This is a genomic window from Lentzea aerocolonigenes (assembly GCF_000974445.1).
Classification (GTDB): domain Bacteria; phylum Actinomycetota; class Actinomycetes; order Mycobacteriales; family Pseudonocardiaceae; genus Lentzea; species Lentzea aerocolonigenes.
Genome location: NZ_BBOJ01000018.1, coordinates 36602 through 62378, shown reverse-complemented (window position 1 = coordinate 62378; position 25777 = coordinate 36602). Strand labels below are relative to the sequence as shown.

Below are 25777 nucleotides of genomic sequence, written 5' to 3'. Positions count from 1 at the left end.
ATACCGACCAGTTGTTGCACGTTCGAACAGTGATCAGTTCCAGACCTGGCGAACCGCCTCGGCGACCGACGCGGCCTGCGCCAGGCCCGCCTCGGCGGCCGGTCGGCGGCGCGCGGGATCCAGCAGGTTCGGCCCGATCGCCGCCAGCGCGGCCTGGTCCGGGCTCACGACGATCGACGGCACGCCGAGCTTCGCGGCCTGCGCCTGCGGGGTCGCCGCCGGACTGGCCGACCGCGTCAACGGCGCCACGACCACGACCCGCGAGTACCCGGCGGCGAGGTCGACGTTGGCCACCGACCGCATGCCGCCGTCCATGTACCGGTGACCGTCGATCGTGACGGGCGGCCACACCAGTGGCACGGCACAGCTCGACGCCACCGCCTTCACCAGCGGCACCCCGCTGTCCCGGTCGAACGCGACGAACCTCCCGTCGGCGGTGTCGACGGCGGTGACCTTCAGGGCGCGCTCCGGCCAGTCCTGAATGGACAGCCGACTCTCGAAGACCTCCAGCCGCGACGCCTCCGACGGCGTGCGGGCCTTCAACGCCGCACGACCCAGCCGGGCGCGCTTGTCGGCCGCGGTTCCCGGCATCAGGTACGAGAGCACGTACCTGACGATCATCCACGGGGTCAGCCGTGCCGGGATCTCCCCGTCGGGCGGCAGGAGCTGGCTCGCGTAGAGGTCGGCGAGCGGGACACCGCCCGCGAGCTGCGTGGCCACCACGGACCCGGCGGACGTGCCGACGAACAGGTCGGCCCCGGCCAGGTCGACGCCCTCCTCGGCCAGCCCGTGCAGAACCCCTGTCTCCCAGGCGATTCCGGTGACACCACCGCCGCCGAGAACCAACGCCCGCTTCTCCGTCACGGTCGTCATCCTAGGGAGTGGGACGGGTTCCTGGGGAATGGTCGCTCTTGGTAACCTTCAACGGAGGCCGAGAAGCGCTGCAACAGGCCACCACGCCTGCCACGCTCGGTCTCGCACCACCACGAAACAAGGGCGCTTCCGACTTCTCGGGAGCGCACGTGGCTGGTCTCAAGTCCCTGCTGAACCAGCGGATCGCCGTGCTCGACGGCGCCTGGGGCACGATGTTCCAGCAGGTGAAGCTCACCCCAGCCGACTACCACGGCACCGAGTTCGGCGACCACCACACCGACGTCGTCGGCGACCCGGACCTGCTCAACCTCACGCGACCGGACCTGGTGCTCGACGTGCACCGGCAGTACCTCGCGGCGGGCGCGGACATCACGACCACCAACACGTTCACCGCCACGTCCATCGCCCAGGCCGACTACGGGCTGGAAGACCGCGTGCGCGACATGAACATCGCGGGCGCGCGGCTCGCCCGGCAGGCCGCGGACGAGTTCGGCGGCCGGTTCGTCGCCGGGTCCGTCGGCCCGCTCAACGTCACGCTCTCCCTCTCGCCCAAGGTCGAGGACCCCGCGTTCCGGACCGTCACGTTCGAGCAGGTCAAGGCCTCCTACGCCGAGCAGATCGCCGCGCTGCACGAAGGCGGCGTCGACCTCCTGCTGATCGAGACGATCTTCGACACCCTCAACGCCAAGGCCGCCATCGCCGCCGCCCGCGAGGTCGCGCCGGACCTGCCGCTGTGGATCTCGGTGACGATCGTCGACCTGTCCGGCCGCACGCTGTCCGGTCAGACCGTCGAGGCGTTCTGGAACTCGGTCGAGCACGCGAAGCCGCTGGTCGTCGGCGTGAACTGCTCGCTGGGCGCCGAGGAGATGCGCCCGCACGTCACCGATCTCGCTCGCCTCGCGGACACCTACGTCGCCTGCCACCCGAACGCCGGGCTGCCCAACGCGTTCGGCGGCTACGACCAGACCCCGGACGAGACCGCGGCCCTGCTGAAGGACTTCGCCGGCAAGGGCATCGTCAACGTGGTCGGCGGCTGCTGCGGCACCACTCCCCCGCACATCAGGGCGATCGCGGAAGCGGTCAGGACCGAGCAGCCGCGCGAGGTCGCCGAACCGCGCAACACCACCAGGTTCAGCGGGCTGGAGACGTTCGAGATCGGCCCCGACACCGGGTTCGTGATGATCGGTGAGCGCACCAACGTCACGGGTTCGGCGAAGTTCCGCAGGCTGATCGAGGCCGACGACCACCAGGCCGCGCTCGCGGTCGCGCTGGAACAGGTCCGCGGCGGCGCGAACCTGCTGGACGTCAACATGGACGCCGACCTGCTCGACGGCGAGCAGGCGATGACGACGTTCCTGAACCTGATCGCGACCGAGCCGGAGATCGCCCGCATCCCGGTGATGATCGACAGCTCGCGGTGGAGCGTGCTGCAGGCCGGTCTGCGCTGCGTGCAGGGCAAGGGCGTGGTCAACTCGATCAGCCTCAAGGAGGGCGAGCGCCCGTTCCTGGAGCAGGCCCGCACGATCCGCGACTACGGCGCCGGCGTCGTCGTCATGGCGTTCGACGAGCAGGGCCAGGCCGACACGACCGAACGCAAGGTCGAGATCTGCGCCCGCGCGTACGACCTGCTGACGCAGCAGGTCGGCTTCCCCGCCGAGGACATCATCTTCGACCCGAACGTACTCGCGGTCGCCACGGGCATCGAGGAGCACAACGGGTACGCCAAGGCGTTCATCGACGCGTTGCCGCTGATCAAGCAGCGCTGTCCGGGTGTGCGCACCAGCGGCGGCATCTCCAACCTGTCGTTCTCGTTCCGCGGCAACGACGTCGTCCGCGAGGCCATGCACTCCGCGTTCCTGTTCCACGCCGTGAAGGCGGGCCTGGACATGGGCATCGTCAACGCGGGCCAGCTCGTCGTCTACCAGGACATCCAGCCGGAGCTGCTGGAACTGGTCGAGGACGTCATCTTCAACCGCCGCGACGACGCCACGGACCGGCTCGTCGCGCACGCCGAGACCGTCAAGGGTCCCGGCCAGAAGCGGGTCGTGGACCTGTCGTGGCGCGAGGCGCCGGTCGGCAAGCGGCTGGAGCACGCGATCCTGCACGGTGTCGTCGACTTCATCGAAGAGGACACCGAGGAGGCACGCCAGCAGCTGCCGAGGCCGCTGGACGTGATCGAGGGTCCGCTGATGGACGGCATGAAGGTCGTCGGCGACCTGTTCGGCTCGGGCAAGATGTTCCTGCCCCAGGTCGTGAAGAGCGCCCGCGTCATGAAGCGCGCGGTCGCCTACCTCGAACCGTTCATGGACGCGGAACCCAAGTCGACGGCCGGCGGCAACGGCAAGGTCGTGCTCGCCACCGTCAAGGGCGACGTGCACGACATCGGCAAGAACATCGTCGGCGTCGTGCTGGGCTGCAACAACTACGAGGTGATCGACCTCGGCGTGATGGTCCCGGCCGCGAAGATCCTCGACACCGCGATCAAGGAGCACGCCGACGTCATCGGCCTGTCCGGGCTGATCACGCCGTCGCTGGACGAGATGGTCTCGGTCGCCGAGGAGATGCAGCGGCGCGGCATGAAGCTGCCGTTGCTGATCGGCGGCGCCACCACGTCCCGCCAGCACACCGCCGTGAAGATCGCCCCGGTCTACGACGAACCGGTCGTGCACGTGCTCGACGCGTCACGGGTCGTCGGCGTCGTCTCCGATCTGTTGGACGACCGGCGCGCGCACGAGCTGAACATCGCGAACCGCGCCGAGCAGGCCCGGTTGCGCCACCAGCACGAGAACCGCAAGCAGCTGCCGTTGCTCTCGTTGGAAGCGGCCCGCGCGAACGCGGAAAAGGTCGATTTCACCGAACTGCCGACCCCCGCGTTCACCGGCACTCGCACGATGACCCCGTCATTGGCGGAACTGCGCGAGTTCATCGACTGGACGTTCCTGTTCCTCGCCTGGGAGCTGAAAGGCAAGTTCCCGGCGATCCTCGAGCAGCCGGTCGCACGCGAACTCTTCGACGACGCGAACGCGTTGCTGGACGAAATCATCGCCAATGGTTCTTTCACCGCAAAGGGCGTCTACGGGTTCTGGCCCGCGCATTCGGCCGGTGACGACATCCAGCTCGGCAACGGCGTGCTGATCCCGATGCTGCGGCAGCAGACGCAGAAGCAGGTCTCGCGCCCGAACCGTTCGCTGTCGGACTACGTCGCCCCGGAAGGCGACCACGTCGGCGGCTTCGCGGTGACGATTCTCGGCGCGGACGAACTGGCCGCGAAGTACGAGGCGAAGAACGACGACTACCGCGCCATCATGGTGAAAGCGCTGGCAGACCGGCTCGCCGAGGCGTTCGCCGAGTGGATCCACCTGCGGGCCCGCCGCGACTGGTTCGAGCCGGACGCCGAGCCCGAGCTGGCCGACCTGCACGCCGAGAAGTTCCGCGGCATCCGGCCAGCGCTCGGTTACCCGGCCTGCCCCGACCACACCGTGAAGCGCCAGCTCTTCGATCTCCTCGGCGCCGAGGAGATCGGCGTCGGCCTCACCGAGTCGTTCGCGATGACGCCGGCGGCGAGCGTGAGCGGCCTGATCTTCCAGCACCCGGACGCGAAGTACTTCACCGTCGGACGGCTCGGGCGCGACCAGGTCGAGGACTACGCGCGGCGGTGCGGCAAAACGGTCGCGGAAGTCGAGCAGTGGTTGCGGCCGAACCTGGGTTACGACCCTTCCTGACGCATCCGTAACGTGAAAGCGCTTCCCGTTATTGGCAGGCGTTATCCCGATTTGGTGCCACGCGATGTAGCATCGGCCGCTCCGGAGTTCGATCACCGTCTTCCCTAGCGAGCCCGAGGTCACCCCATGCGAGCTGCGGTGCTGGTGCTGGGCCTGCTCCTGGTGGCCGGGTGCGGTGGCGCCGCCAGGTCCGAGGCGCTCCCGCACGTCGGTTTCGTGGTGAAGCGCACAGGCGGATCGTTCGCGCAGGAGATGACGAGCGGGTTTCATGAAGGCGTCGGCCGCATCGGTGGCGTCAGCGCGACCGTGACCGGGCCTCCTGGGCAGGACGGGCACAAGGAAGTCGAGTTGTTCCGCGATTTGACGCTAGCGGCGAAAGGCGGAATCGCCGTCGCCACGTCGGAACCCGCGCTGATGGCGCCGTCGATCGGTGACGCGCTGAGTCAGCACGTCGCCGTGGTCGGCGTGGACATGCGACTCACCGCGAGTTCCGGCGTGAAACTGCACATCGGTAACGACAACTACGAACTCGGCGAAAAGCTGGCTGACGAGTTGATGCGCCGATTGCCCTCGGACGCGACCGGAACAGTGGTGCTGGGAAACACCGCACCGGGGCTCGCCGGGTTCGACGACCGGGCAGAAGGCATTCGAGGGCGGTTCGCGGAAAAGCTACCGGGAGTACTGGTGCTGGGGCCGTTCGACACGCAGCGCGACGACGAAGCGAACCGGGACGCGTGGCGCCGCTTGGTCGCCGCGAACCCTGACGCCCTCGCGTTCGTTGGTACGGGCGACTGCGACGGCGTGAACCTCGCCGCGCTCAGGACCGAGAAGTCGGCGAGGTGGCTGGTGGGCGGTTTCGGGGTCGACCCGAGAACGTTGCAGGCGGTGCGGGACGGCGCGATGGTGGCGACGATCTCGCCGGAGCACTACCTCAAGGGTGCTGTGGCGGGCTGGCTGCTCGCCCGGCACGCGAAGGACGGGGCGGCGTTACCCGAGGGCTGGGTCGAGACACCCGGCCTGACGGTGACCACCGCGAACCTCGAGAGGATCCTGCACCGGCAGGAGTCCGAGAAGGCCCGCAAGGAGTTCTTCCAGCCGCAGATCGACAGCTTCGTCAACGACCCGGCGAGCTGGGTGCGACCGTTGGAGCAGGCACGGTGAGCTTCTGGGAAGGCCGCGCCACCGCACGGGTGGCGACGGCGGGACTGACGGCCGGGCTGCTGGTCCTGGCGGGACTGGCGCTGTGGAGCAGCGTGAGCGCGCAGGCCACGACCGCGCACGTGCGGCAGCTCAACGAGACCAGCGAGCGGTGGAGCCGCGTGCTGGAGCACATCAACGTCGCCGACAACGCGTTGCGCGACCTCCAGGCCAAGCGCACCGAACAGACCGTTCAGCCGTTGCAGAACTCGGTGGGCACCGCACGCGGTGAGCTCGAGTGGCTCAGCGCCAACGGCACACCGTCCGACGCCACGGCCGCCGCCAAGCTGCTGCCGTTCTACGACCAGACCACGGACATCCTGCGCAAGGTGATCGCTTCCGGCGACCCGTTGCAGGCCGACCAGGCGGAGCTGGCGCACTCGTCGTTGCGCCGCCAGATCTCCTCCACGATCGGCACGAAGAGGCTCGACACCACCGAGTACCTGCGGGCGGCCGACGAGCAGAACGCGCGGCTGCGGATCGCCCAGATCGTGGCGTTCGTGCTGGACGCGTTCCTGGTCGCGCTGTTCGGCATGGTCCTGCTCGGCCACCGCCGCAAGATCCTGCGTCAGGCCGCCAAGAACGAGCACGAGGCCCACCACGACGCCCTGACGGGGCTGGCCAACCGGACGCTGCTCGCGCGGCGGATGGACCAGGCGGTGCTGAAGGCGCGCAAGAAGGACGAGCCGCTGGCGTTGCTGATCGTGGACCTGGACAGGTTCAAGGAGGTCAACGACTCGCTCGGGCACCACTGCGGTGACCTGCTGCTGCGCCAGGTCGCGAACCGGCTCTCGTGGGCCGTGCGCGACACCGACCTGGTGGCGCGCCTGGGCGGTGACGAGTTCGCCGTGCTGCTGCCCGGCGTCGGCTCGGCCGAGAACGCCCGCATGGTCGCGGACAAGATCCTGTCCGCGCTCGCCATGCCGGTGACGCTGGAGGGCCTGGAGCTGGAGATCGCCGGCAGCGTCGGTGTGGCGCTGTGCCCGTCCGACTCGGGCGACGGCCACGAGTTGCTGCGGCACGCGGACATCGCGATGTACGCGGCCAAGCGCGAGAAGTCCGGCGTGGCCGTGTACGACGCCCGCCTGCACGAACGCGGCGCCGCCCACCTGACCGCCGTCACCGAGCTGCGGCACGCGATCGACCGCAACGAGCTGTTCCTGCACTACCAGCCCAAGGCACTGGCCGACACGGGCGCGGTGTGCGGTGTCGAGGCGCTGGCCCGCTGGCAGCACCCGACCCGCGGGCTGGTCCGGCCGGACGAGTTCATCCCGATCGCCGAGGAGAACGGCCTCATCGAGCCGCTCACGCGCTACGTCATCGACGCGGCGCTGCGCCAGTGCCGCGTCTGGCAGGACGCGGGCTGGGAGGTCCCGGTGTCGGTGAACGTGGGCGCGGCCTGCCTGCACCACACCGAGTTCCCCGGCGACGTCGCCGACCTGATCAAGCGGCACGGCCTGCCCGCGCGACTGCTGACGCTGGAGATCACCGAGTCCGCGATCATCTCGGACCCGGACCGCGCGGTGGAGGTCCTGCGCGGCCTGACCGAGCTCGGCGTGCGGCTGTCGATAGACGACTTCGGCACCGGGTACTCGTCGATCTCCTACCTGCGCAACATGCGGGTGCACGAGATGAAGCTGGACCGCTCGTTCGTCACGCACATGTGCACCGACGCGGGCGACAGCGCGATCGTGCACGCCCTGGTGGCGCTGGCCCGCAACTTCGGGTTGCAGGCCGTCGCGGAGGGCGTGGAGGACCAGGACACCTGGACCGCGCTGGCCGAGGCCGGGTGCGACGTCGTGCAGGGCTACTTCCTCAGCGAGCCGTTGCCCGCCGAGGAAGTCGTGTCCTGGCTAGGAGATCGGGCGGCGGCTCACGCGTAGGGTTCCGTGTCGCGCCACTGGTTGATGAACGGCTGCATGAACTCGACCATGGCGGGCAGCTGGTCCGCGCACGACAGGTAGGCGATGACCCGGATCGCGCCGACGGCGTTGACGAACCGGAGCACGTCCTTGTCTAGTGCCCGCAGCCCGTTCTTCGCGGCGCCGCGGTCGTAGGCGGCTTCGTGCTCAGGGCCGAGGCCGCCGAGGTCCCACTCGACCGGGCCCCGCGTGACGAGCTCGAAGTCGGAGAACAACGGACCGTTGGTGCTCGCGAAGATGTTGGCGGGCGGCGAGTCGCCGTGGACGGGCTGGAGTTCGACACCGGGGAACGCCTTGCGGAACTCGTTCTCGTCGGTGACGAGCGGTTCCAGCACCTCCCATTCCTGCTCGGCCCGTCGCAGGTCTTCGGGAGCGACGACCGGCGACGGCTTCAGGTGCACGACCACGGAGAACAGCTCGTAGAGGACCTCGCCCTCGGTGATCTCCAGGCCGAGGTCGCGACCTGCTGCCACGGCGGCGTTCCTGGCCGCCGCGGTGCGGTGGGCGATGTCTCCGGGGGTCGCGAAGCCGGTCATCGCACGATCGTGTCACAACCGTCGGAGGCCGCGCAGATCATTTCTCCTCCGGCGCTCGGACCTCCGCGCTATGGTCGGGGGATCGAGCTGATCTTGGGGGATCACGTGCCGCGAAAACATTCCTGGGCTGACGCGCATCCTGGCGACGAACCGTTCCTGGGTGAGATCTTCTCGCTCGCGTTCGTCCGCGACGTCGGTCCACTCGACGCGATGGGGCGCGTCGGTGGCCTGCCGGACACCCTGGCGGAACGCACGCCGAAAGAGATCAGCGCGTTGCACGACTACGACCACGGCTATCCGGAGGTCGTCTGCGCGCTGGCGTCCGGCGAGTGGACGGTGCTCGTCCAGCCGACGGGGTTCTGGCTGCAGCTCCTCGTGGACGCGCTCTCGCGGGGCACGGAGGCGATCGCGTTCGTGCGGCACGACTACGCGACGTCGAGGTTCACCCACGCCGTGGACGGGGAGATCGTCACGACCTTCCACCTGAACTACCCGGACCACCGCGACGGCACGGACCCGGACCGCCACCTGGACCTGATGCGCGACGCCGGGTTCGACCCGGACGACGACGAGGGCCAGTACGGGGAGGCCATCAGCCGGGCACTGCGGCTGGCCGAGCTGATCACCGGGGTCGCGCCGACGTTGGGGCAGCTCACCGGGCCGTTGCCGAGCATGCACTTCGACCACTGGTTCAGCCGGACCCGGCCGTCGGGCGGCGCCGAGTCCGTGGAGGAGATCGTCGCGGAACTGGGCGTCGGCGACACGCCGGGCCTGGCCGCGGCGATCGCGGCGGCCGCGCGGGGCGAGCCCGTCGTGGTCACCCCGGACAGCGAGCTGGGCCGGCACGTGCGCGAGTGGTCGGCGACGGCCCGGCGAGCGAGCTGGTCGCTCAACGACCCGTGGGCGCGGTCCCGGATGAGCGACGAGGAACGCCGGCACGGCTACCGCCTGGGTCACCTGACCCAGGCGCTCGCCACGAAGTTCCGGGCAGATCTCGCTCAGTGATCGCAGCAGACGTGCTCTGACCACTCCGGTTCGTGCCACCAGTGCTCGTTCTTCGCGGACGGCAACGGTTCCAGCGCGTCCACAGTGGACCTGAGCGCGGGCTGGTTCCGGTAGGGCGCGAGCAGGTCCTCGATCTCGTGCAGGCGCCCGCCGACCATGACCTTCCGCACGTCCGCCGCCGCCTTGATTTCCGCGAGCGGGTCGCCGGAGACGAACGAGATGTCCGCCGGCGCTCCCGGCTTGATCGCGCCGATCGGCAGGCCCAGCCAGCGAGCGGGGTTGCGGGTCGCGGTGATGAGCGCTTCCCGTGGTGTGAAGCCGTACTTCACCATCGCGCGCAGGTTCATGTGCGTGGCCGTGGCAGGGGCGTCCAGAGGTGCGTCCGTGCCGCAGATGACCAGGCCGCCGCCGCGGTGCACGGCCAGGGCGAACTCGACCCAGTTGCGCAGCACGTAGGCCGACGAGGTGCCGCCGCCGCTGTTGGCGTCGGCGAGGTAGCGCTCGTATTCCCACGGCGGGAACAGCACGCGGGTGCGTTCGTCCAGGGCCAGCGACTTGTCCTCGGCGAACAACGCCCGGTTGTGGAACAGGGTGGGCGTCATCGACATGCCGGAGCTCGTGAACAGCGACACGACGTCCTGGTACGCCTTGCCCTGACGGGTGACGGTGTGGGAGTAGCCGAGGCGGTTGGTCGCGCCGACGTGCTCCATGCCGTCCATGCCGAGGTTGGCCGCCGGGTAGAGGTAGTGCGACGACAGCGGGACGCGGGACCGTTGCACGGCGGCGCGTTGCAGCTCGACCGGCAGGCGCACGTAGGTCTTGATCATGTCGTAGCCGAGCTCGTGCGCGCGGCGCAGTTCGAGGTCGAGCTGGGCCTTGGAGAGCGTCGGGCGCATGAAGTTGTAGTAGACGCGGGAGCCGTCGACGGCCTCGCCGGTGGCGTAGAACCTCGGCCCTGTCAGGGTTCCGGCGGCGAGGGCCTCGCGGGTCTCGACCATCTGGTAGACCGGGTCGCCGGGTGAGCGGACCGTGGTGATGCCGTAGGCGAGCCAGACGTTGCCCTGCCGCGCGCCCCACTGGCGGCCGCGCAGGTGCCAGTGGTTGTGGGCGTCGATCAGGCCGGGAATGGCGGTCAGTCCGGACGCGTCGACGTCGGCACGGCCGTGCTGCGGCCGGATCTCCTTGACAGAGCCGTTCTCCACGACGATGTCGACGTTGCGCTTGAGCTCGTGCGCCTCGCCGTCCCAGTAAGCACCGACGCGGACGACCTTGCCTTCCGGTGCCTTGGGCTTGGCCCAGTTGAGGTTCACCCGGATCGTGGAGGTCCTCCCGTCCAGAGTGGACTTCCGCAGCCTGCCGTTGTTCAGGTACACCAACGCGTCGTCGCCGTGCCACGCCAGTGAGTCGGTGACCTCGCGGGTGACCTGGCGCGGCTCACCGGTGAAGGTGCCCTTCGCGTCGACGGGCACCACCCACGCGACGCTCTCCACGACGAACGCGATGTGCTTGCCGTCAGGCGACCACACCGGGCCGTCGTCGCCGCGTGTCGCGATCGAGCGGAGCGGCATGGGCTCGGTGTACTTGAGCTCACCCGAGTCCAGGTCGACGGAGAGGATCTGGCTGGTGCCCTCGCGGAAGCGGCGCGAGAACGGCTTGACCGCAGCCAGCGCCACGACCGTGCCGTCCGCCGACCACGTCGGGCGGCCCGGCTGGAACAGCGTCGGGGTGATCTGCCTGCGCCCGGCGGCGTCGGCGACCCAGACCTGGCCGTCCTGGTCCACGTAGGCGACCTTGGTGCCGTCCGGGGAGAACCGCGGCGTGGTCTGCGCACCGGGGGAAGGTGCGAACTGCTTGTCCTCGCCCGTTTTCAGGTCGCGGACCCACAGCTGCGCGACGCCCGTGCGGTCGCTGGCGTAGACGAGCTCGGTGCCGTCCGGCGAGAAGTCCGGGTCGGAGTCGAAGTACCTGCCGTCGGTCAGCTTGGTGACCTTGCCGTTGCTCAGCAGGTGGATCGCGTTGAGTGCCCGGAACGCGATCTTGCCGTCGCTGGAGACGACCGGTCCCGCGATGCCCTTGACCGGGCCACCGCTGAGGTTCCTCGTGCGGTGGCGCTCGACCTTGCGCACCGGAACCGACACCTCGAACGGTATGTCCTTCGTGGACCCGTTGGCGCGCAACCGAATCTTGCCGTCAGCGGTGTAGAGAACGCTGTCGCCGTCCCACACGGGCGCGAACCCGAAGACGTCCTGACCCGTCACCACCGCCGTCGACCCGAGCATCAGATCAGCCTGCCCAGGCCGCATCACCGTGTAGCTGGGCTGGTCGCCTGGCCCGAACGCGGCACCGAACAGCTGCGCCCCCGCGGGTGCCGTGACCAGCTTCTCGCGCTTGCCGTCCAGGGACACGACCTCGACCGCCGCGTTCCCGGTGATGAAGATGATCCGCTTGCCGTCCTTCGACCACTGCGGCGCCGCTGCCTCGTCCGGTGCCCCGGTGAGCTGCGTGATCGCGCCCGTGGCCAGCTCCAGCACGTGCACGCCGTAGCTGCCGCCCCGGTCGCTGACGAACGCGATCTTCGTGCCGTCCGGTGAGAACGCGGGCTCGCGGTGGTCGTACTTCCCCCGCGTGAGCTGCTGGAGGCCACCGCCGTCGAACCCGATCACGTACAGGTGGTAGTTGCCGTCCCGATAGGACTGGAACGCGATCCGGTTGCCCGGCCCGAACGACGGCAGCGTGGCGTCCTGCAACTCGTCGGTGAGCCTGCGCGCCTGCCCACCGGCCGCCGGCAGCACCCAGATCGCCGTGACCAGGTCGATCGCGAGCCACCTGCCGTCGGACGACCGCGACACCGAGATGTTGGTGCCCTGCGTCAGCTTCACGCCCGTGCCGGCTTGCGCGGTGCCGATGGTGAGCGTGGACGCGGCGGTGGCGACGGCAGCGGCCTGGCCGGTGCGGGTCAGCAGTTCACGACGCGACAGTTCCATAGTGGCGCTCCCCCGATGTCGATCCCCGTAGGAGATCCACCCTGCCACCGGCCCCGGCTCACGCTATCGGCCATTCGGCGCAGCGTCCACCCGGTGGAAACCTGTTCCTTTGAACTTGTCAGAGCGCCAGCGCGCTGTCGCGATCAGCTGAAGCACCAGCACACTGTCGCGATCGAGCCGGCGGCGCCTGTCGTTGCGCTGAGGCCGACAGCTACAGCGCGAGCGCACCTTCGATGCGGGCCACCATCGCGCCCTCGGAGTCGACCACCACACCGTCGGCCTCGGCCACCTCGCGGCAGATCGCGAGCACCGCGCGCGGGAAGTCCGCGGCGTCCTCCGGCGAGCGGGCCGTGAGCGTCTTCATCGACGAGCGCAGCGCCTCCAGGACCACCGGCTCGATCTCCTCGTCCGTGCCGGCGGGCACGGACGGGCGGGCCGCGCCGAGCACGCCGCGCAGGTCAGGCGACAGGTTCGTGAGAGCGCGCAGGCCGGCGAACCGCTCCTCCAGCACGGGGCCGGGGTCGGCGTGGGAGACCAGCAGCATCGCGCCGTACACGGCGGTGCGCAGCGTCCGGCTCTCCTCGTCGGTGTAGAAGATCATGTCGCCCACTCTAGGTCGTCGGAGTTCTTGATAGGAGGACTCCCCGCGGCCCCGGCGGTTGCGTCACGGGCGTGTGACGGACCTCAAGCGAACAAACGGGGGCCTCCGTGCGTTGAGAGGGTTTGAGCGACTCAGGAGGACACGCATGACGACCACGGTGACCCGGCCCCGCATCACGGTACGGCGGGTGGTCTTCACGCTCGTCCTGTTCACCGTCACGACGCTGCTGTTCTGGGTGCCGTTCGAGGGGCTGTTCGCGGCGAGCGCCGAGTGGCCCGCGCCGGTCCGGCCGATCGCCGCCGTCGTGTTCGTCGCGGCGGCCGTCACCATGATCGCCCTGTTCACCCAGCGCACCAGCGACCGGGCCGCGCGGATCTCGCAGTTCCTGCTCGGCTTCGTCTGGATCGCGTTCGTCTGGACGCTGATCACCGACGTGCTCAGGCTCGCCCTCGCGCTCGGCGGCGTCGAGAACCCGTTCCGCTCCCGCCTGATCGCGGTCCTGCTGGCCGGAATCATCGTCACCGTGACGGTCTACGGCGTCTACGAGGCCATGCGCGTGCCGCGGATCAAGCGCCAGGACGTCACCCTCCCGCGCCTCGACCCCGCGTTCGACGGTCTGACCGTCGCCGTCATCACCGACACCCACTACGGCGCCATCGACCGCGCGAAGTGGTCGCGGGGCATGGTCGACGCGGTCAACAGCCTGGGCGCCGACGTCGCCGTGCACGTCGGCGACATCGCGGACGGCACCGCCGAGCAGCGCCTGGAGCAGGCGAGCCCGCTCGGTGACGTGAACGCGAAGCACCGCTTCTACATCACCGGCAACCACGAGTACTACTCGAACGCGCAGGGCTGGATCGACCTGATGACCCGGCTGGGTTGGAAGGCGCTGCACAACGAGCACGAGACGCTCGAGCGCGGCGGTGCCCGGCTGGTGTTCGCGGGCATCGACGACATCACCGCCGACCACTCCGGCGAGCCCGGCCACACCGCCGACCTCGCCCTGGCCCTGCGCGGCGCCGACTCCGACGCCCCGGTCGTGCTGCTCGCGCACCAGCCGTCGGAGATCCGCAAGGCCGTCGACGCGGGCGTGGACCTGCAGCTCTCCGGGCACACGCACGGCGGCCAGATCTGGCCGTTCCACTACCTGGTGCGGTTGCAGCAGCCCGTCGTCGCCGGTCTGAGCAGGCACAGCGACCGCACCCAGCTCTACACCAGCCGCGGCGCCGGGTTCTGGGGTCCGCCGATGCGCGTGTTCGCACCGAGCGAGATCACGCTGCTGACGCTCAAATCCCGCTGAGGTGCCCGCTGTCGTTGAACCTGACGAGCCGCGGTGACCTGCCGGTCGTGTAGCGGATCACGGTCAGCGCGGCGTTGTCGTGGTTCAGCGTCAGCCGCAGCGCCGGATTCCGGGACCCGCCGATGCGCGTGTTCGCACCAAGCAAGATCACACTGCCGACGCTCAAATCCCGCTGAGGTGCCCGCTGTCGTTGAACCTGACCAGCCGCGGTGACCTGCCGGTCGTGTAGCGGATCACGGTCAGCGCGGCGTTGTCGTGGTTCAGCGTCAGCCACCGCTCCGGCGGTGCGTCGAGCGCCTCTCGGACCAGCCAGCTGATCAGGAACGAGTGCGTCACGACCAGCACCGGGCCGTCGCCGGGCCGCGCGAACCGCGTCTCCGCCTCGTGCGCCAGTGCCGGGCCGCGCGTGCGTTCCGACTCGGGGAACTGGTCGAAGAACTCGTCGTGGTCGGGCACGAAGTGCGGCACGTAGTCACCGGCGGCGGCCTCGACCCGGCAGGGCACGCGCAGCACGCCGGCGATGATCGTCGCCGTCTCCGCCGCACGGGGCAGCGGACCGTGGTGCACGGCCGCGAAACCCGTGCCCCGCAACCGTTCCGCTACCGCCTCGGCCTGCTTGCGACCGCGCGCGGTCAGCCGTGACTCGTCCTTCGTCGCCTCGCCGTGCCGGACCAGATGCAGATCTCTCGTCACGCCGTGCAGTCTGCCTTGACCGCGCTGGCGGCGTGATGGGCGTAGGTGGGTCCGGAGTTGTTCCAGTCCTGACCTCGGGTGAGCAGCTGCACGGTGAGGTTTCCGCTGGCCTTGAACTTCCCCGCGTTCACCCACTGGCCGCGCTTCTCGACCTGCTTGATCGCGAACGACGCCACCGGGGTGCCGCCGACGCCGTTGCGGTCGAAGACGTAGTACACGGTCGGGTTACCCCCGACCTCCTCCAGGTTGCCGTTCGGGACGAACACCGAGACGTCGCACGTGCCGGAGACCGAGAACGTCCACATGCCGTACGCGGAGCCGTCGTCGCGGCGCGCGTCGCCGGACATCGGGATCGACACGAACGTCGAGCCGCACTTGCCGTCTCCGTGGTCGACCCAGCCCTTCCTGCCGTCGCGGTACAGCCCGACGTTGGTGTAGCCGCCGCAACCGGGGCCGGTCGTGAAGGACTTGGCACCGCTGGGCGCACGGTTGCCGTCGGTGGCGGGCGGCGGTGCGGCCGCCGTCGTCGTCGTGGGGATCAGGCCGAGCGCGGACGAGGCGAGCGTCGGGTTCGCGCTGTTCGACGACGACTCCTCCGGCAGGTCTTCCGGTGGCGTGATCAGGCCCGGAATGTAGCTCTGCGAGGGCTGTGCGACGTCCGCGCCGCCGTCACCCGATCCGCCGCTGAACGTCAGGATGGCGACTCCCGCGAGGACGAGGAGTGCGGCGATGGCCGCGATCGCGGCGATGCGGGGCTTGAGCGGGTGGCCCGGCGGCTTCTCCTCCGGCACCGGCAGGTCACCGGCTGCGGCCCAGCGTTCGCGGCCCCTGGCGCGGGCGGCCTCCATCAACGCCGGGTCGGGCGCCAGGTGGCGCTCGGTCGGTGGTTCGTCGGGGAAGTGGGTGGGCACGGAGCGCAGTGTGCCAGGGACAGAGGGCCACCCGAACGCGTGGTTCTTTCACGAACGGGTCATTTGGATGCAATTAACCGCACGCTGTGTAGGCCGCTACGCCATTTCGTTGACGTTCCGTCACAACGATCAGGCGAACGGTGGCATGAAAACTGACTCGTGAGTCAGGCTAACGACCGTGCCGCACCTGCGCACACCGCTTCTGGGAACGTGAACAACCGGATCTTGGACCGCTCCGGCGGGTCACACTTGTGAAACACCTGCGAAACGCGTTGATCTCGTGGCAATTCGCGAGGTGCTTTGCCCGCTGTGGCAGGAGGTTTAGGGTGCCCGCCATGTCAGGTAGACAGGCAGTCGTGCTGCTCGCCGCCTTCGTGGCCGGCTGCGGCACGACGATCCAGGGTTCCCCGGTCCCCGGTCCGTCCTTACCCACGGCGTCGCCATCGCAGACCGTGTCCGTGGTGACGCCACCGCCGAGCAGCAGCAGCGCCGCTCCCCCGTCGTCCGCCGCTCCCCCACCTCCGCCGCCACCGGTCGCGAAGTTCGGCAACCCGAACGGCACCGCCGCCGTCCCACCGGAAGCCGCCGCGGAGGACACCTCGAAGCCCACCCGCGTGATCGGCACCGGTGCGCCCGCCACCTGTACGTCACAGGCCGTGATCGACGCGGTCGCCGCCGGTGGGGTCGTCACGTTCAACTGCGGGCCGAACCCGCTCACCATCCCGCTCGCCGCGACCGCGAAGGTCCGCGCGAAGACCGTCCTCGACGGCGGTGGCCGGATCACGTTGAGCGGCCAGGGCCAGCGCCGGGTGCTCGACCACAACGCACCGAGGCTGGTGCTCCAGAACATCACGCTCGCCGACGGCAACTCGACCGGTGACAGCTCCGACGGCGGGGGTGGTGGCGCGGTGATGGTGCGCGGCGGTCAGCTCAAGGTCGTGAACTCCCGGTTCGCCGGCAACAAGTGCGACACCAACGGTCCCGATCTCGGTGGTGCCGCGATCCGCGTGACCGACTGGGCCGACAAGGTGCCGATCTACATCACCAGCAGCACGTTCGAGGGTGGTGTGTGCTCCAACGGCGGTGCGTTGAGCAGCATCGGTGCGTCGTGGGTGGTGCTCAACAGCCTGATGAAGGGCAACAAGGCCATCGGCCGTGGCGCCAACCCCGCGCGCGCAGGCACGCCGGGAGGTGGCAGCGGTGGTGCGATCTACAACGACGGCAACACGTTCACGCTGCGGATCGCCGGGTCGTTGATCGAGGACAACCAGGCCAACGAGGGCGGTGGCGCGGTGTTCTTCGTCAGCAACGACCACTCGGGCTCGATGTCGGTCGAGGGCTCCACGCTGCGCCGCAACCCGAGCCTCGGGTTCGAGACCGTCAAGGGGATCTTCTACCTCGGCACCGGGGAGAAACCGAAGGTCACCGCCTCGACGATCCAGTGAGCCCGCCCGCGACGAGCAGCAGCACCAGCCCCAGCACGATCTCCGTGAGGGTGAACCCGTAGACCCAGCGGAAACCGAACTGCTGGGACACGCCGAGCAGCACGCCCGAGAGCATGCCGCCGACGATCTGGGTGTTGCTGAACATCGTCGAGGCGCGGCCGGGACGGAAGGGGTCGAGGCTCTGGAAGTACGTGAGGCCGACACCCATCACCAGTGAGATGACGGTGGCGTGCAGCAGCTGCAGGGCGAGCACCTGCCAGACGGAGTCCGTCAGCAGCATCAGGCCGTGGTAGGCCAACGCGATCACCGCGCCCGCGACGACGAGCTTGTGCTGGGACATCCGGTTCGCCAGCGACCCGAACCAGAGGATCATCGGGATCTCCAGCGCCGCGCACAGTCCCATCGCGAGTCCGGCGTCTCCCGCCGTGCCGTGCAGTTCGGTCGTGACGAACAACGGCAGACCGCTCACCGCGAGCCCGACCGAGCCCTGGAGGAACACGAAAGCCGCCGCGACGACGGACATGCCGGCGCGGGACGGCCCGGCTTCCTCCTCGGTCTTCTCCTCCTCCGGCACGGCAACGGGAACCGGAAGCGTGAAGGCGAGCACCGCGACGCCGAGCTGCAGCAGCGCCGTGGCGGTGAACAGGCCGACCCAGCCGGTCTTGGCGACCATCAGCGCGGCCAGCGGCGGCCCGGCCACCCACGCGACGGACAGCAGCGTGCGCAGGACGCTGACCATCATCGACGGACCCCGCGACACCGCACGGCCGTACGCGAAGATCTGCGGGAGCAGCGACGACGTGATCGCCACGAAGACCACGGACGTGCCGAGCAGGAACCAGTAGTCGCGCAGGACGGCGAACAGGCTGTAGCCGATCGCACCGGCGACACCGCCCGCGACGAGCAGGTAGCGGCGTTGCACCCGGCCGTCCGACAGCTTGCCCATGATCGTGCTGGCCACCACGGACGCGAGCGGGCTCGCCAGCAGGAAGACGCTGAGCTGGACCGGCGTGACCTTGACCTCGGTGGTCAGGAACAGCGAGTTGAACGGCATCGCGAACGCCATGGAGACGCCGGACACGACACTGATGACGGAGAGTTGGAGGAACGTGCGGGAAAGGAGCGGCGAGGATGTTCTCTCGCGAAGAGCCGTCACCGCTCCATCGTGCGTCCTGACTCGTGAATCAGGAAACCGGATATCCCATTATGCGGGCAAGATCTCACACGATGACGATCGACCCGTCCCTGCGGTGATCTGCACCACCCCTGAGCAGGCCGGATCCGGTCATCTCGACGACCTGGCAGCCACCGAAGAACATGCTCGGAGCACGGAATCTCGTCACCGGGAGTTCGCTTTCCGGTCGAATTCCCGGTTCGACGTGGAGGTGGTCTCCGCTCAGGTGCAGGCGTGGCGCGTCGACCGCTTCCTGGGCGGGCATGCCGCGGTCGAGGACGTTCACGAGCACCTGCAGGATCGCGCCGCAGATCCGGCTGGAACCGGCGCTGCCGAGCACGAGCTCGGCGCCGCCGTCGTTGGTCACCACGGTCGGCGCCATCATCGACGGCAGCCGGTCGCCGGGCGCGTGGCTGAAGAACCCGTCGGGTGACAGGTCCTCCTCGCCCATCATGTTGTTCAGGTGCACACCGGCGATGGAGATGCCCGAGCCCGCGCCGTTGGTCGTCGTGACCGAGCACGCCGTGCCGTCGGCGTCGAGGACCGAGATGTGCGTCGTGGAGCCGAGACGGTTCAGGTGGGTCTTCGGCGTGGCCATCGCGCGGATGAGGTCCTGCTGCGAAGGGTTGTCCGGCAACGCTTCCAGCATCTGCGTGAGCAACGCACCGCCGGCGGCCGGCGGTGGGTTCGTGTGGATGTCACGGCCGCGGTGCAGCGCGTGCAACGGTTCCCTGACGGCCACCTCGTAGGCCTCCAGGTCCGCTCGGGTGAGATCCCCGCCGTCCCCGCCGATCGTGCCGGCGATCGCGGCCGCGATGTCACCGGTGTAGAACGGCGCGGCGCCGTCCTTGCCGAGCCGTTCAAGAGCTTCGGCGAGCTCCGGCTGGACGAGCAGCTCGCCTTCCTCGAAGGCGTTGAGTCCCGCGCTGTGGGCGAGCGGCAGCAGCAACGTGGTGACGTAGGCCTGGTAGCGGTTGACCCGATGGCCTTCCCTGGCGTGCTTCACCGCGACGGTGACGAGCTCGTCGAGCGGCGCCCGGCCGTAGGTGGCGGCCTGCGCGGCACCGGCGGGCATGCCGTAGGCCGCGACGGATGACGGTCCCACGTGGAATTGCTGCTGCGCGTCACCGAAGTGGACGGTGATCGGGTCGAGCGGGGCCCTGTCGCCGGTGCGGCCGCGGCCGGGGGCCACGGCGGAGAAGTCCAGCAGCACGGGGGTTTCCCCGGCCGGCGCGATCATCATGTACCCGGCGGCGCCGAGCCCGGTCAGCAGCGGTTCGGTGACGCAGGACGTCAGCATCGCCGCGACGGCCGCGTCCACGGCGTTTCCCCCGGCGCGCAGCATCGCCGCGCCCGCCTGTGCGGTGAGCGGGTGGCCCGCAGCGATCGCGCCTCGCACCGTCTACCTCCAGAAAAGTGAGGCAGACAACGGTAGACCTGGTCGCGATCAGCGGGCCACCCGACCCGGCGTGTCTACTTCTTGGTGGCGGTGTAGTTCCGGAAGTTGATGTACGTGTCGAGGATGTCCGACGAGGCGCTCTCCACCGACCGGTAGATGCCCCACTTCGGCCGCACGTAGTCACCTTCGTCCGGGATCCGCACGCCGGAACGCTTGCCCTGCACCGCGATCGGTGCGTTGGCGCCCGTGCCGTTGCGCAGCACGAAACCGACCGTGCCGCTGGAACCGGGCGTGATCGTCCATTCGACCGTGACCCACTTGTCTCGCAGCGGGGCCAGGTTCGTGGAGGCGATGTCCGGTGCGCCGGACGTGCTGAACGCGCGCGCTCGGATCGTTTCGGTGCTACCGCTGCGGCTCAGCGACAAGGTCGTCCACGGGCCGCCGTTGGTGGAGGGTGTCTTGGTCTGGAAGATGTGCGTGAACTTGCTGGTGCCGTGCAACGACGACGGCATGTACATCTCGTACGAGATGACCCACGTCTCGCCGTTCTTCATCTTCAGCGCGTTGCCGCCGCTCACCATGCCCTTGGACTCGGTGCGCTGACGGTCACCACCGCCGGTGGTGTCGCGGTCGTTCTTCCAGATGTTGAACCGGTAGTGGTCGCCCTCGACGACGATGTAGCGGCCCTTGCGTTCGGGGAACTTGTTGCCGCGGTCGACCTCGATGCCCTCGAACGCCCTGAGGCCGTCGGTCGAGGGGTTGGGATGCCACGCGGGCGCTGCCTGCGCGGGGTTCACGGTGACGAGCATCAGGGCGGCAGCGGTGAGAGCCGCCCTGCGGGTGATGCGCGATTCCATCGTTCGGTGCGTCCTTCCTGGCGGCGTACGACAGGGGGAGCACATCGGGCGGCGGAGCGATGTCCTCCTCGAAGGTAGGAGGACTCGCACTGCATTGTCAACCAAAGTGACAGCGAATGACCGAATTTGACAAGATTCATCGGAGCTTGAGCGCGAGCCGGACGGCGTCGGCGCGTCGACCCAGAACCGCAGGCCGGGTGGAGATCCGTCTCCACCTCCGAGGTTGAGCGGCCGGGCGAAACGGGTAATTCGACAACCATGGAGTGGATCACCGAGCTGATGGAGGCGCTGGGATCACCCGGCGCGGGCCTCGCGGTCGCGCTGGAGAACGTGTTCCCGCCGGTGCCGAGCGAGGTGATCCTCCCGCTGGCCGGGTTCACCGCCGGTCAGGGCAAGATCTCACTGGTCGCCGCGATCCTGTGGACGACGGCGGGTTCCGTCGCGGGCGCGTTGGTGCTGTACGGCCTCGGCGCGTGGCTCGGGCTGGAGCGGCTGCGGCGGGTCGCGGACAAGCTGCCGTTCGTCACCGTGTCCGATGTGGACAAGGCCGACGAGTGGTTCGACCGGCACGGCAACGCGGCCGTGTTCCTCGGCCGGATGGTGCCGGTCGTGCGCAGCCTGATCTCCATCCCCGCCGGGGTGTCCGGGATGCCGATCGCGAAGTTCACGCTCTACACCGCGGCCGGCAGCCTGCTGTGGAACACCGCGCTGATCCTCGCCGGGTACGCGCTCGGCGAGAACTACGAGCTGATCGACCGCTACCTGGGCTGGGTCTCGACGGCGGTGGTCGCCGCGCTGGCCATCGCCATCGTCTGGTTCGTCGTGGCTCGGGCCAGGGCGCGCCGCTCGTAGAGCACCGACGCCACGGCGATCGCGAGACCGGCCAGCGAGAGCCCGACGCCGACCCACGCCGTCGAGGTGTACCCCCAGCCCGCCGCGATCGCGAGGCCACCGAGCCACGCGCCCGCGCCGTTGGCGACGTTGAGCGACGAGTGGTTCGACGAGGACGCGAGCGACGGCGCGTCCGGCGAGGCGTCCATGAGCCTGATCTGCAGGGCCGCCGCCAGGATCTGGATGACGAAGCCCAGCAGGAACAGGAGTCCGAACAGGAAGACCGGGTTGGTCGCGGTCAGCCCGAACAGAACCAGGATCACGCACACCGCGATCAGGCCGCCGAACACCGAACCCATCGCCGAGCGGTCCACGAACCGCCCGCCGAACGTCGCCCCGAGCGTCATGCCGAGCCCGAACACCGCGAGCATCCACGGCACCGCGCTCGCCGGCAGACCCGCGACCTCGGTCGTCAACGGCGCGACGTAGGAGTACACGGCGAACATGCCGCCGAAGCCGATCATGCCGGTGAAGATCGCGAACCACACCGTCGGGCGGCCGAACGCGCGAACCTCACCCTTCATCGACGCGTCCTCGGCCTCGGGCACCACCGGCACCCACGCCGCGATCGCCGCGGCCGTGACCAGGGCGATCACCGCGACCGCGAGGTAGGCGGTGCGCCAGCCGATCTGCTGCCCCGCGGCCGTCGCAAGCGGTACGCCCACAAGGTTCGCCACGGTCAGACCGACCATCACGCGCGCAACCGCCGTGCCGCGCCGTTCAGGAGCAACGAGCGTGGCGGCAACAACGGCGGCGATGCCGAAGAACGCGCCGTGCGGCAACCCGGCGACGAACCGGGCCACCAACAACAACGTCTTGTCCTGGGCGGCGGCCGACAACCCGTTGCCCAGCGCAACCGCGAGCATGAGGCTGATGAGCAGACCCTTGCGCGGCAACTTGGCGCCGAGCACCGCGATCAACGGCGCCCCGACGACAACCCCGGCCGCGTAGAGGCTGATCGCGTGCCCCGCCTCGTAGTCCGGGATCCCGAACGTCTCCGCGATCTGCGGCAGCAGGCCCATCGTGGCGAACTCGGTCGTCCCGATGCCGAACCCGCCGAGCGCGAGAGCGGTCATGGCGCGGGTGGTGTTCAAGGCATCCCCAGGGCTCGGGTTAGTTAGCTACCGGAACGATTTTACGGGCGTTCTGACGCGCTTCAGAAGCCTTCGGCCCGGTGCGCCTGCTCACACGGCACTCCAACAGCACGGACACCACCGCAACGCACCACCGGCGTTGCCCGGGCTGCACCTCTCGAAACGACCTTGCGGGCCGCTGTGCCTCATGTTGTGCTCAACGTGTTCGATGCGCCGTTCCGCAACGGCCGAGTGGCAAGAAGTGGCGGTGCCGTCGTGAATGCGCAATCCAGCCCGGCCCGCAGCGGGTGGGAGTGGCCCACCAACACCTTGACCGCCTTGCGGCTCGGACAGCGACTGGTCACCGAGGTGCCGGCTTCCCGATCAGGTCGTCGCGCGTTCGTCGACATCACGCCCTCGGCCACCCCGGAGGATGCCGAAGCCAGGAGCCAGGGCTGGAAACGAGCCGACCACGCCCGCGATTTCACATTGCAGCACTGGGACTACGAAGCTGACCGCCTCGACGGCTACGACTACGACATCGGAGCAGTCTTGGTCAAAGCCACAGCCGTCACCAGTGAACTGGAACTGACCGCGGCCCTCAGAGAGTGGGGCCTGCATCCGGAACGCTTCGTCTACCCGTGGCACTCCGACGACCCGAGGTGAGCACCTTCGCCGAAGCGGGGTGCAACGAGATCAGCGGCGACGACCGAGCCGACGCCGAAGAACGCGCCGCCGCGACAACCCGGCCGCTCATCAGCCCGCCGCAGGTCTCGGCGAGAGCGGAGACCCGGTCGCCCGATGAACAACCCCTCAGCGCCATGAGCATGTTCTTGCGAGGAAGGCGCCGCCGAGAACGGTGAGCAGCAGCGCGCCGATCACGACGCCGAGCACGAAGCCCATCACGCGCGGAAGGCCGGCCCCAGCACGCGGGACCGGCCTTCCGTCAGTGCGTCGCTCAGATCCGCGGGACCTCCACGAGGGTCCGGCCGTTGAGCGGCTGCGTCTCACGGGCGTTGCCCGCGGTGAACAGCCCCTGGAAGCGCGCGATGGTCGCGGCCGTCACGTGCTGCGGGCTGGTGAGGTACCACTCGACGCCCTCGGTGAACGGCGCCGTGGTGAGCGAGCCGGTGTAGTGCAGCGTGCCGTGGCCGGGCGGCAGCAACCGGTTGAGGTTGATCGGCTCGATCTCCACCGCGGCACCGCACTCGGGCGCGAGCTTCGCCAGCACGTCGTCCACGACCGAGTGCGAGCCGACGACCAGCGGAACGCCGACGACCAGCAGCTTGCCCTCGGCGCTGCGGTGCACCAGGTGCATCTCGAGCGGCGTGTTGCGGCCGCCGAACTTGTGCTCCGACGGCGTGTGGAAGTGGAACTGCACCAGGTCGTACCGGGTGCCGGCGACGGTGACGTGACCGGCGCCGGGCTGGACGTCGGCCTCCTCCGTCTCCTCGTGGTTGCGGACGGTGCACCCGTCGGCGGAGTCCGCGTCCTTGCGGATGTACTTCAACTCCAGCGCAGAAGACCCGTAGTCGACGTCGAGCTTGGGCGCGTGCGGATCGAACCGGATGGCGCCGGGCGTGACGTTGACGGGACTCTGCTTCGGTGTCCCCGACTCAGCCGTGCCGACCGCGAAGAACGTCGCGGTGAGCACGAGCGGAACGAGAGCCGGAAGGGACCGTCTTAGGTTCATTGCGCCACTTTTCACCCGATCGAGTGAAAAGGGAAACAGGAGTGTGGCAACGCTCTCATCGCAACGGGTTCCATTCGTCTCAATTGGCCTCCGAGACGCGATAACCGCAGGTCAAAGCACTTGCAAATGAATTGCAACAATGAATAGCACAACACTGCCGTTCTTGAACTTTTTGTCCGTTTCAGGCTGAATTAGTGGACCAAACGGCTCGCAAAGCGGAGGATTGCCCGATGGTCACCGTCGCCGACGTCCGCGCCGTGGCGTTGTCACTGCCGCGCACCACCGAACACCTCATCCGCGACCGCGTGAAGTTCCGCGTGGGGCAGATCGTCTACGCGGCCCTGTCCCGCGACGAGACGGTGCTGGGCTTCGGCTACCCGCGCGAGGAACGGGAGGCGCTGGTGGCGAGTGACCCGGTGAAGTTCGCGTTCCCGAGCCAGTCGGACATGCGGTTCCAGTGGGTGCACGCGTCGATGGCGGAGCTGGACGTGGAGGAGATGACCGAGCTCGTTATCGGCGCTTGGACGATGTGCGTGCCGAAGAAGGTGATCCGGGCCCACCTCGGAGAGGATTACCTTTAGTCAACACTGAAGCCATCACGACCATCAGCTTCAGCACAGAGGCACCCCACCCCGGGCTCGATCCACTCCTGCCCCGCCCACTCGGGATGCCGCTCCACCAGCACCGCCCGCACCTCCGCCACGAGGTCCTCGACCGCCGTCGCGGAGTCCCGCCGCCGCCACGTCTCGTCCCGCAGCTCGCACAGGTAGTCCCGCACCCCCTCCAGCACCTCAGGACCACCCGTCGTCCCGTGTCCGGGCACGACGACACGAGGCCCAGCAGCGATCAGCCGGTCCATCACCCCGATCCACCCGATCCCGGACACGTCGGTGTCGTGCGGCGGGAACCACGGGAAGATCGCGAACTGTCCCGTCTCGGCCAGGTCGCCGGTGAACAGCACGCCGGCGTCCGGCACCTCGACCACCTGGTCCCCCGCCGTGTGCCCGCGCCCGGTCGGCCGCAGCACCACCACGCGCCCGCCGAGGTCGAGCGTGCGCACGCCGTCGAACACCTCGTCCGGCACGGGCACCTCTGTCCCGTTGAGACGGTCGGCGACCGCGCCGCCGAAGCCGCGGAACATCTCCAGGTAGCCGGATCCCTTGTGCCGCAGGTCATCCGCCTGCGCACGGTTCACGAGGTACGAGGGGAAGGCCGAGGCGCCGAACGCGTGCTCCGGGTGGAAGTGGGTCGTGGTCAGGAGCAGCCGCCGCCCTCGCGCCACCTCCGACGCGAACGCGAGCACCTCGGCGGCGTTGTCCGCGCCGAGTCCGGTGTCCACGACGAGGACGGCCTCGGTGCCGCACACAACGCCGATGTTGGGCACGAGCCCCACGTGGTCGTTCGGGATCACCAGCACATCGGCGGCCACCTCGACGGCGCCGGAGACGCGGACAAGAGGATCTGGGAGGTTCATGCCCCCACTTCACCGCCGCCGCACGCG

The 25777-nt window shown here is 69.2% G+C and carries 22 protein-coding genes and 1 riboswitch; of the genes, 9 read left to right on the top strand and 13 right to left on the bottom strand.

Going from position 1 to position 25777, the window contains the following annotated elements; all coding sequences use genetic code 11:
• Window positions 1-33: 33 nt before the first annotated feature.
• Window positions 34-864, bottom strand: a complete 831-nt coding sequence (locus tag AOM45_RS32305; RefSeq protein WP_236703907.1) for a patatin-like phospholipase family protein — start codon at window positions 862-864, stop codon at window positions 34-36.
• A gap of 63 nt (window positions 865-927) precedes the next feature.
• Window positions 928-1009: riboswitch (S-adenosyl-L-homocysteine riboswitch) on the top strand.
• 13 nt (window positions 1010-1022) lie between these two features.
• Between AOM45_RS32305 and metH the strand changes: the two genes are divergently transcribed.
• The 3 genes from metH to AOM45_RS32290 all read left to right on the top strand — a co-directional run bounded on the left by metH (window position 1023) and on the right by AOM45_RS32290 (window position 7675).
• Window positions 1023-4595: a methionine synthase gene (gene metH / locus AOM45_RS32300; protein ID WP_030472310.1), complete on the top strand. Its 3573-nt coding sequence runs from the start codon at window positions 1023-1025 to the stop codon at window positions 4593-4595.
• Between the two features lie 126 nt (window positions 4596-4721).
• A complete protein-coding gene (locus tag AOM45_RS32295; RefSeq protein WP_059362811.1) occupies window positions 4722-5756 on the top strand; it encodes a sugar ABC transporter substrate-binding protein in 1035 nt (344 codons plus the stop codon).
• Window positions 5753-7675 (top strand): putative bifunctional diguanylate cyclase/phosphodiesterase, encoded by a 1923-nt coding sequence (locus AOM45_RS32290; protein ID WP_051784513.1) that lies wholly within the window; start codon window positions 5753-5755, stop codon window positions 7673-7675. Before AOM45_RS32295 ends, AOM45_RS32290 begins: the two co-directional genes overlap by 4 nt.
• Here the strand turns inward: AOM45_RS32290 and AOM45_RS32285 are convergent.
• Window positions 7666-8250 carry a phosphotransferase gene (locus tag AOM45_RS32285; protein ID WP_030472307.1) on the bottom strand — a complete coding sequence of 195 codons (585 nt, stop codon included), beginning with the start codon at window positions 8248-8250 and terminating at the stop codon, window positions 7666-7668. The genes AOM45_RS32290 and AOM45_RS32285 overlap by 10 nt on opposite strands.
• A gap of 105 nt (window positions 8251-8355) precedes the next feature.
• Here AOM45_RS32285 and AOM45_RS32280 point away from each other — a divergent pair, with 105 nt between their 5' ends.
• Window positions 8356-9255 carry a DUF6461 domain-containing protein gene (locus AOM45_RS32280; RefSeq protein ID WP_030472306.1) on the top strand — a complete coding sequence of 300 codons (900 nt, stop codon included), beginning with the start codon at window positions 8356-8358 and terminating at the stop codon, window positions 9253-9255.
• On the opposite strand, the gene AOM45_RS32275 is transcribed toward AOM45_RS32280, so the two are convergent.
• Both AOM45_RS32275 and AOM45_RS32270 read right to left on the bottom strand, forming a co-directional pair.
• Window positions 9249-12239: a DPP IV N-terminal domain-containing protein gene (locus AOM45_RS32275; RefSeq protein ID WP_030472305.1), complete on the bottom strand. Its 2991-nt coding sequence runs from the start codon at window positions 12237-12239 to the stop codon at window positions 9249-9251. The genes AOM45_RS32280 and AOM45_RS32275 overlap by 7 nt on opposite strands.
• A 211-nt stretch (window positions 12240-12450) precedes the next feature.
• On the bottom strand, window positions 12451-12840 hold the full coding sequence (locus AOM45_RS32270; RefSeq protein ID WP_030472304.1) for a hypothetical protein: 390 nt from the start codon (window positions 12838-12840) through the stop codon (window positions 12451-12453).
• A gap of 145 nt (window positions 12841-12985) precedes the next feature.
• On the opposite strand from AOM45_RS32270, the gene AOM45_RS32265 reads away from it, so the two are divergent.
• Window positions 12986-14140 (top strand): metallophosphoesterase, encoded by a 1155-nt coding sequence (locus AOM45_RS32265; protein ID WP_030472303.1) that lies wholly within the window; start codon window positions 12986-12988, stop codon window positions 14138-14140.
• Here the strand turns inward: AOM45_RS32265 and AOM45_RS32260 are convergent.
• From AOM45_RS32260 to AOM45_RS51230, 3 genes are read right to left on the bottom strand one after another with little or no spacing between them, the layout of a single operon-like run.
• Window positions 14127-14291: a hypothetical protein gene (locus AOM45_RS32260; RefSeq protein ID WP_156094287.1), complete on the bottom strand. Its 165-nt coding sequence runs from the start codon at window positions 14289-14291 to the stop codon at window positions 14127-14129. The two genes, AOM45_RS32265 and AOM45_RS32260, sit on opposite strands and share 14 nt — an antisense overlap.
• An 11-nt stretch (window positions 14292-14302) precedes the next feature.
• A complete protein-coding gene (locus tag AOM45_RS32255) occupies window positions 14303-14833 on the bottom strand; it encodes a histidine phosphatase family protein (RefSeq protein WP_201780106.1) in 531 nt (176 codons plus the stop codon).
• On the bottom strand, window positions 14830-15744 hold the full coding sequence (locus tag AOM45_RS51230; protein WP_156094286.1) for a hypothetical protein: 915 nt from the start codon (window positions 15742-15744) through the stop codon (window positions 14830-14832). The genes AOM45_RS32255 and AOM45_RS51230 overlap by 4 nt, the downstream gene beginning before the upstream one ends.
• A gap of 335 nt (window positions 15745-16079) precedes the next feature.
• Between AOM45_RS51230 and AOM45_RS32245 the strand changes: the two genes are divergently transcribed.
• On the top strand, window positions 16080-17189 hold the full coding sequence (locus AOM45_RS32245; RefSeq protein WP_030472299.1) for a hypothetical protein: 1110 nt from the start codon (window positions 16080-16082) through the stop codon (window positions 17187-17189).
• Here the strand turns inward: AOM45_RS32245 and AOM45_RS32240 are convergent.
• The 3 genes from AOM45_RS32240 to AOM45_RS32230 all read right to left on the bottom strand — a co-directional run bounded on the left by AOM45_RS32240 (window position 17167) and on the right by AOM45_RS32230 (window position 20619).
• Window positions 17167-18345, bottom strand: coding sequence for an MFS transporter (locus AOM45_RS32240; RefSeq protein ID WP_030472298.1), 1179 nt, complete (start codon window positions 18343-18345; stop codon window positions 17167-17169). The two genes, AOM45_RS32245 and AOM45_RS32240, sit on opposite strands and share 23 nt — an antisense overlap.
• A 64-nt stretch (window positions 18346-18409) precedes the next feature.
• Window positions 18410-19762, bottom strand: a complete 1353-nt coding sequence (locus AOM45_RS32235) for a gamma-glutamyltransferase (RefSeq protein ID WP_030472297.1) — start codon at window positions 19760-19762, stop codon at window positions 18410-18412.
• 74 nt (window positions 19763-19836) lie between these two features.
• The gene (locus tag AOM45_RS32230; RefSeq protein ID WP_051784512.1) at window positions 19837-20619 is read right to left on the bottom strand and encodes a hypothetical protein; all 783 of its coding nucleotides are present in this window, start codon (window positions 20617-20619) and stop codon (window positions 19837-19839) included.
• A gap of 258 nt (window positions 20620-20877) precedes the next feature.
• On the opposite strand from AOM45_RS32230, the gene AOM45_RS32225 reads away from it, so the two are divergent.
• Window positions 20878-21471 carry a DedA family protein gene (locus AOM45_RS32225; RefSeq protein ID WP_030472295.1) on the top strand — a complete coding sequence of 198 codons (594 nt, stop codon included), beginning with the start codon at window positions 20878-20880 and terminating at the stop codon, window positions 21469-21471.
• Here the strand turns inward: AOM45_RS32225 and AOM45_RS32220 are convergent.
• The gene (locus AOM45_RS32220; protein WP_081902634.1) at window positions 21378-22586 is read right to left on the bottom strand and encodes an MFS transporter; all 1209 of its coding nucleotides are present in this window, start codon (window positions 22584-22586) and stop codon (window positions 21378-21380) included. The two genes, AOM45_RS32225 and AOM45_RS32220, sit on opposite strands and share 94 nt — an antisense overlap.
• A 210-nt stretch (window positions 22587-22796) precedes the next feature.
• Between AOM45_RS32220 and AOM45_RS32215 the strand changes: the two genes are divergently transcribed.
• Window positions 22797-23249 carry a hypothetical protein gene (locus AOM45_RS32215; RefSeq protein ID WP_051784511.1) on the top strand — a complete coding sequence of 151 codons (453 nt, stop codon included), beginning with the start codon at window positions 22797-22799 and terminating at the stop codon, window positions 23247-23249.
• A gap of 292 nt (window positions 23250-23541) precedes the next feature.
• Here AOM45_RS32215 and AOM45_RS32205 read toward each other — a convergent pair whose 3' ends face one another.
• Window positions 23542-24276: a carbonic anhydrase family protein gene (locus AOM45_RS32205; protein ID WP_081902633.1), complete on the bottom strand. Its 735-nt coding sequence runs from the start codon at window positions 24274-24276 to the stop codon at window positions 23542-23544.
• Window positions 24277-24506: 230 nt separating this feature from the next.
• Between AOM45_RS32205 and AOM45_RS32200 the strand changes: the two genes are divergently transcribed.
• Complete coding sequence (locus tag AOM45_RS32200; protein ID WP_030472290.1) at window positions 24507-24857, top strand: MmcQ/YjbR family DNA-binding protein; 351 nt, start codon at window positions 24507-24509, stop codon at window positions 24855-24857.
• Here AOM45_RS32200 and AOM45_RS32195 read toward each other — a convergent pair.
• Window positions 24854-25750 (bottom strand): MBL fold metallo-hydrolase, encoded by an 897-nt coding sequence (locus AOM45_RS32195; protein WP_030472289.1) that lies wholly within the window; start codon window positions 25748-25750, stop codon window positions 24854-24856. The genes AOM45_RS32200 and AOM45_RS32195 overlap by 4 nt on opposite strands.
• Between the last annotated feature and the right edge of the window lie 27 nt (window positions 25751-25777).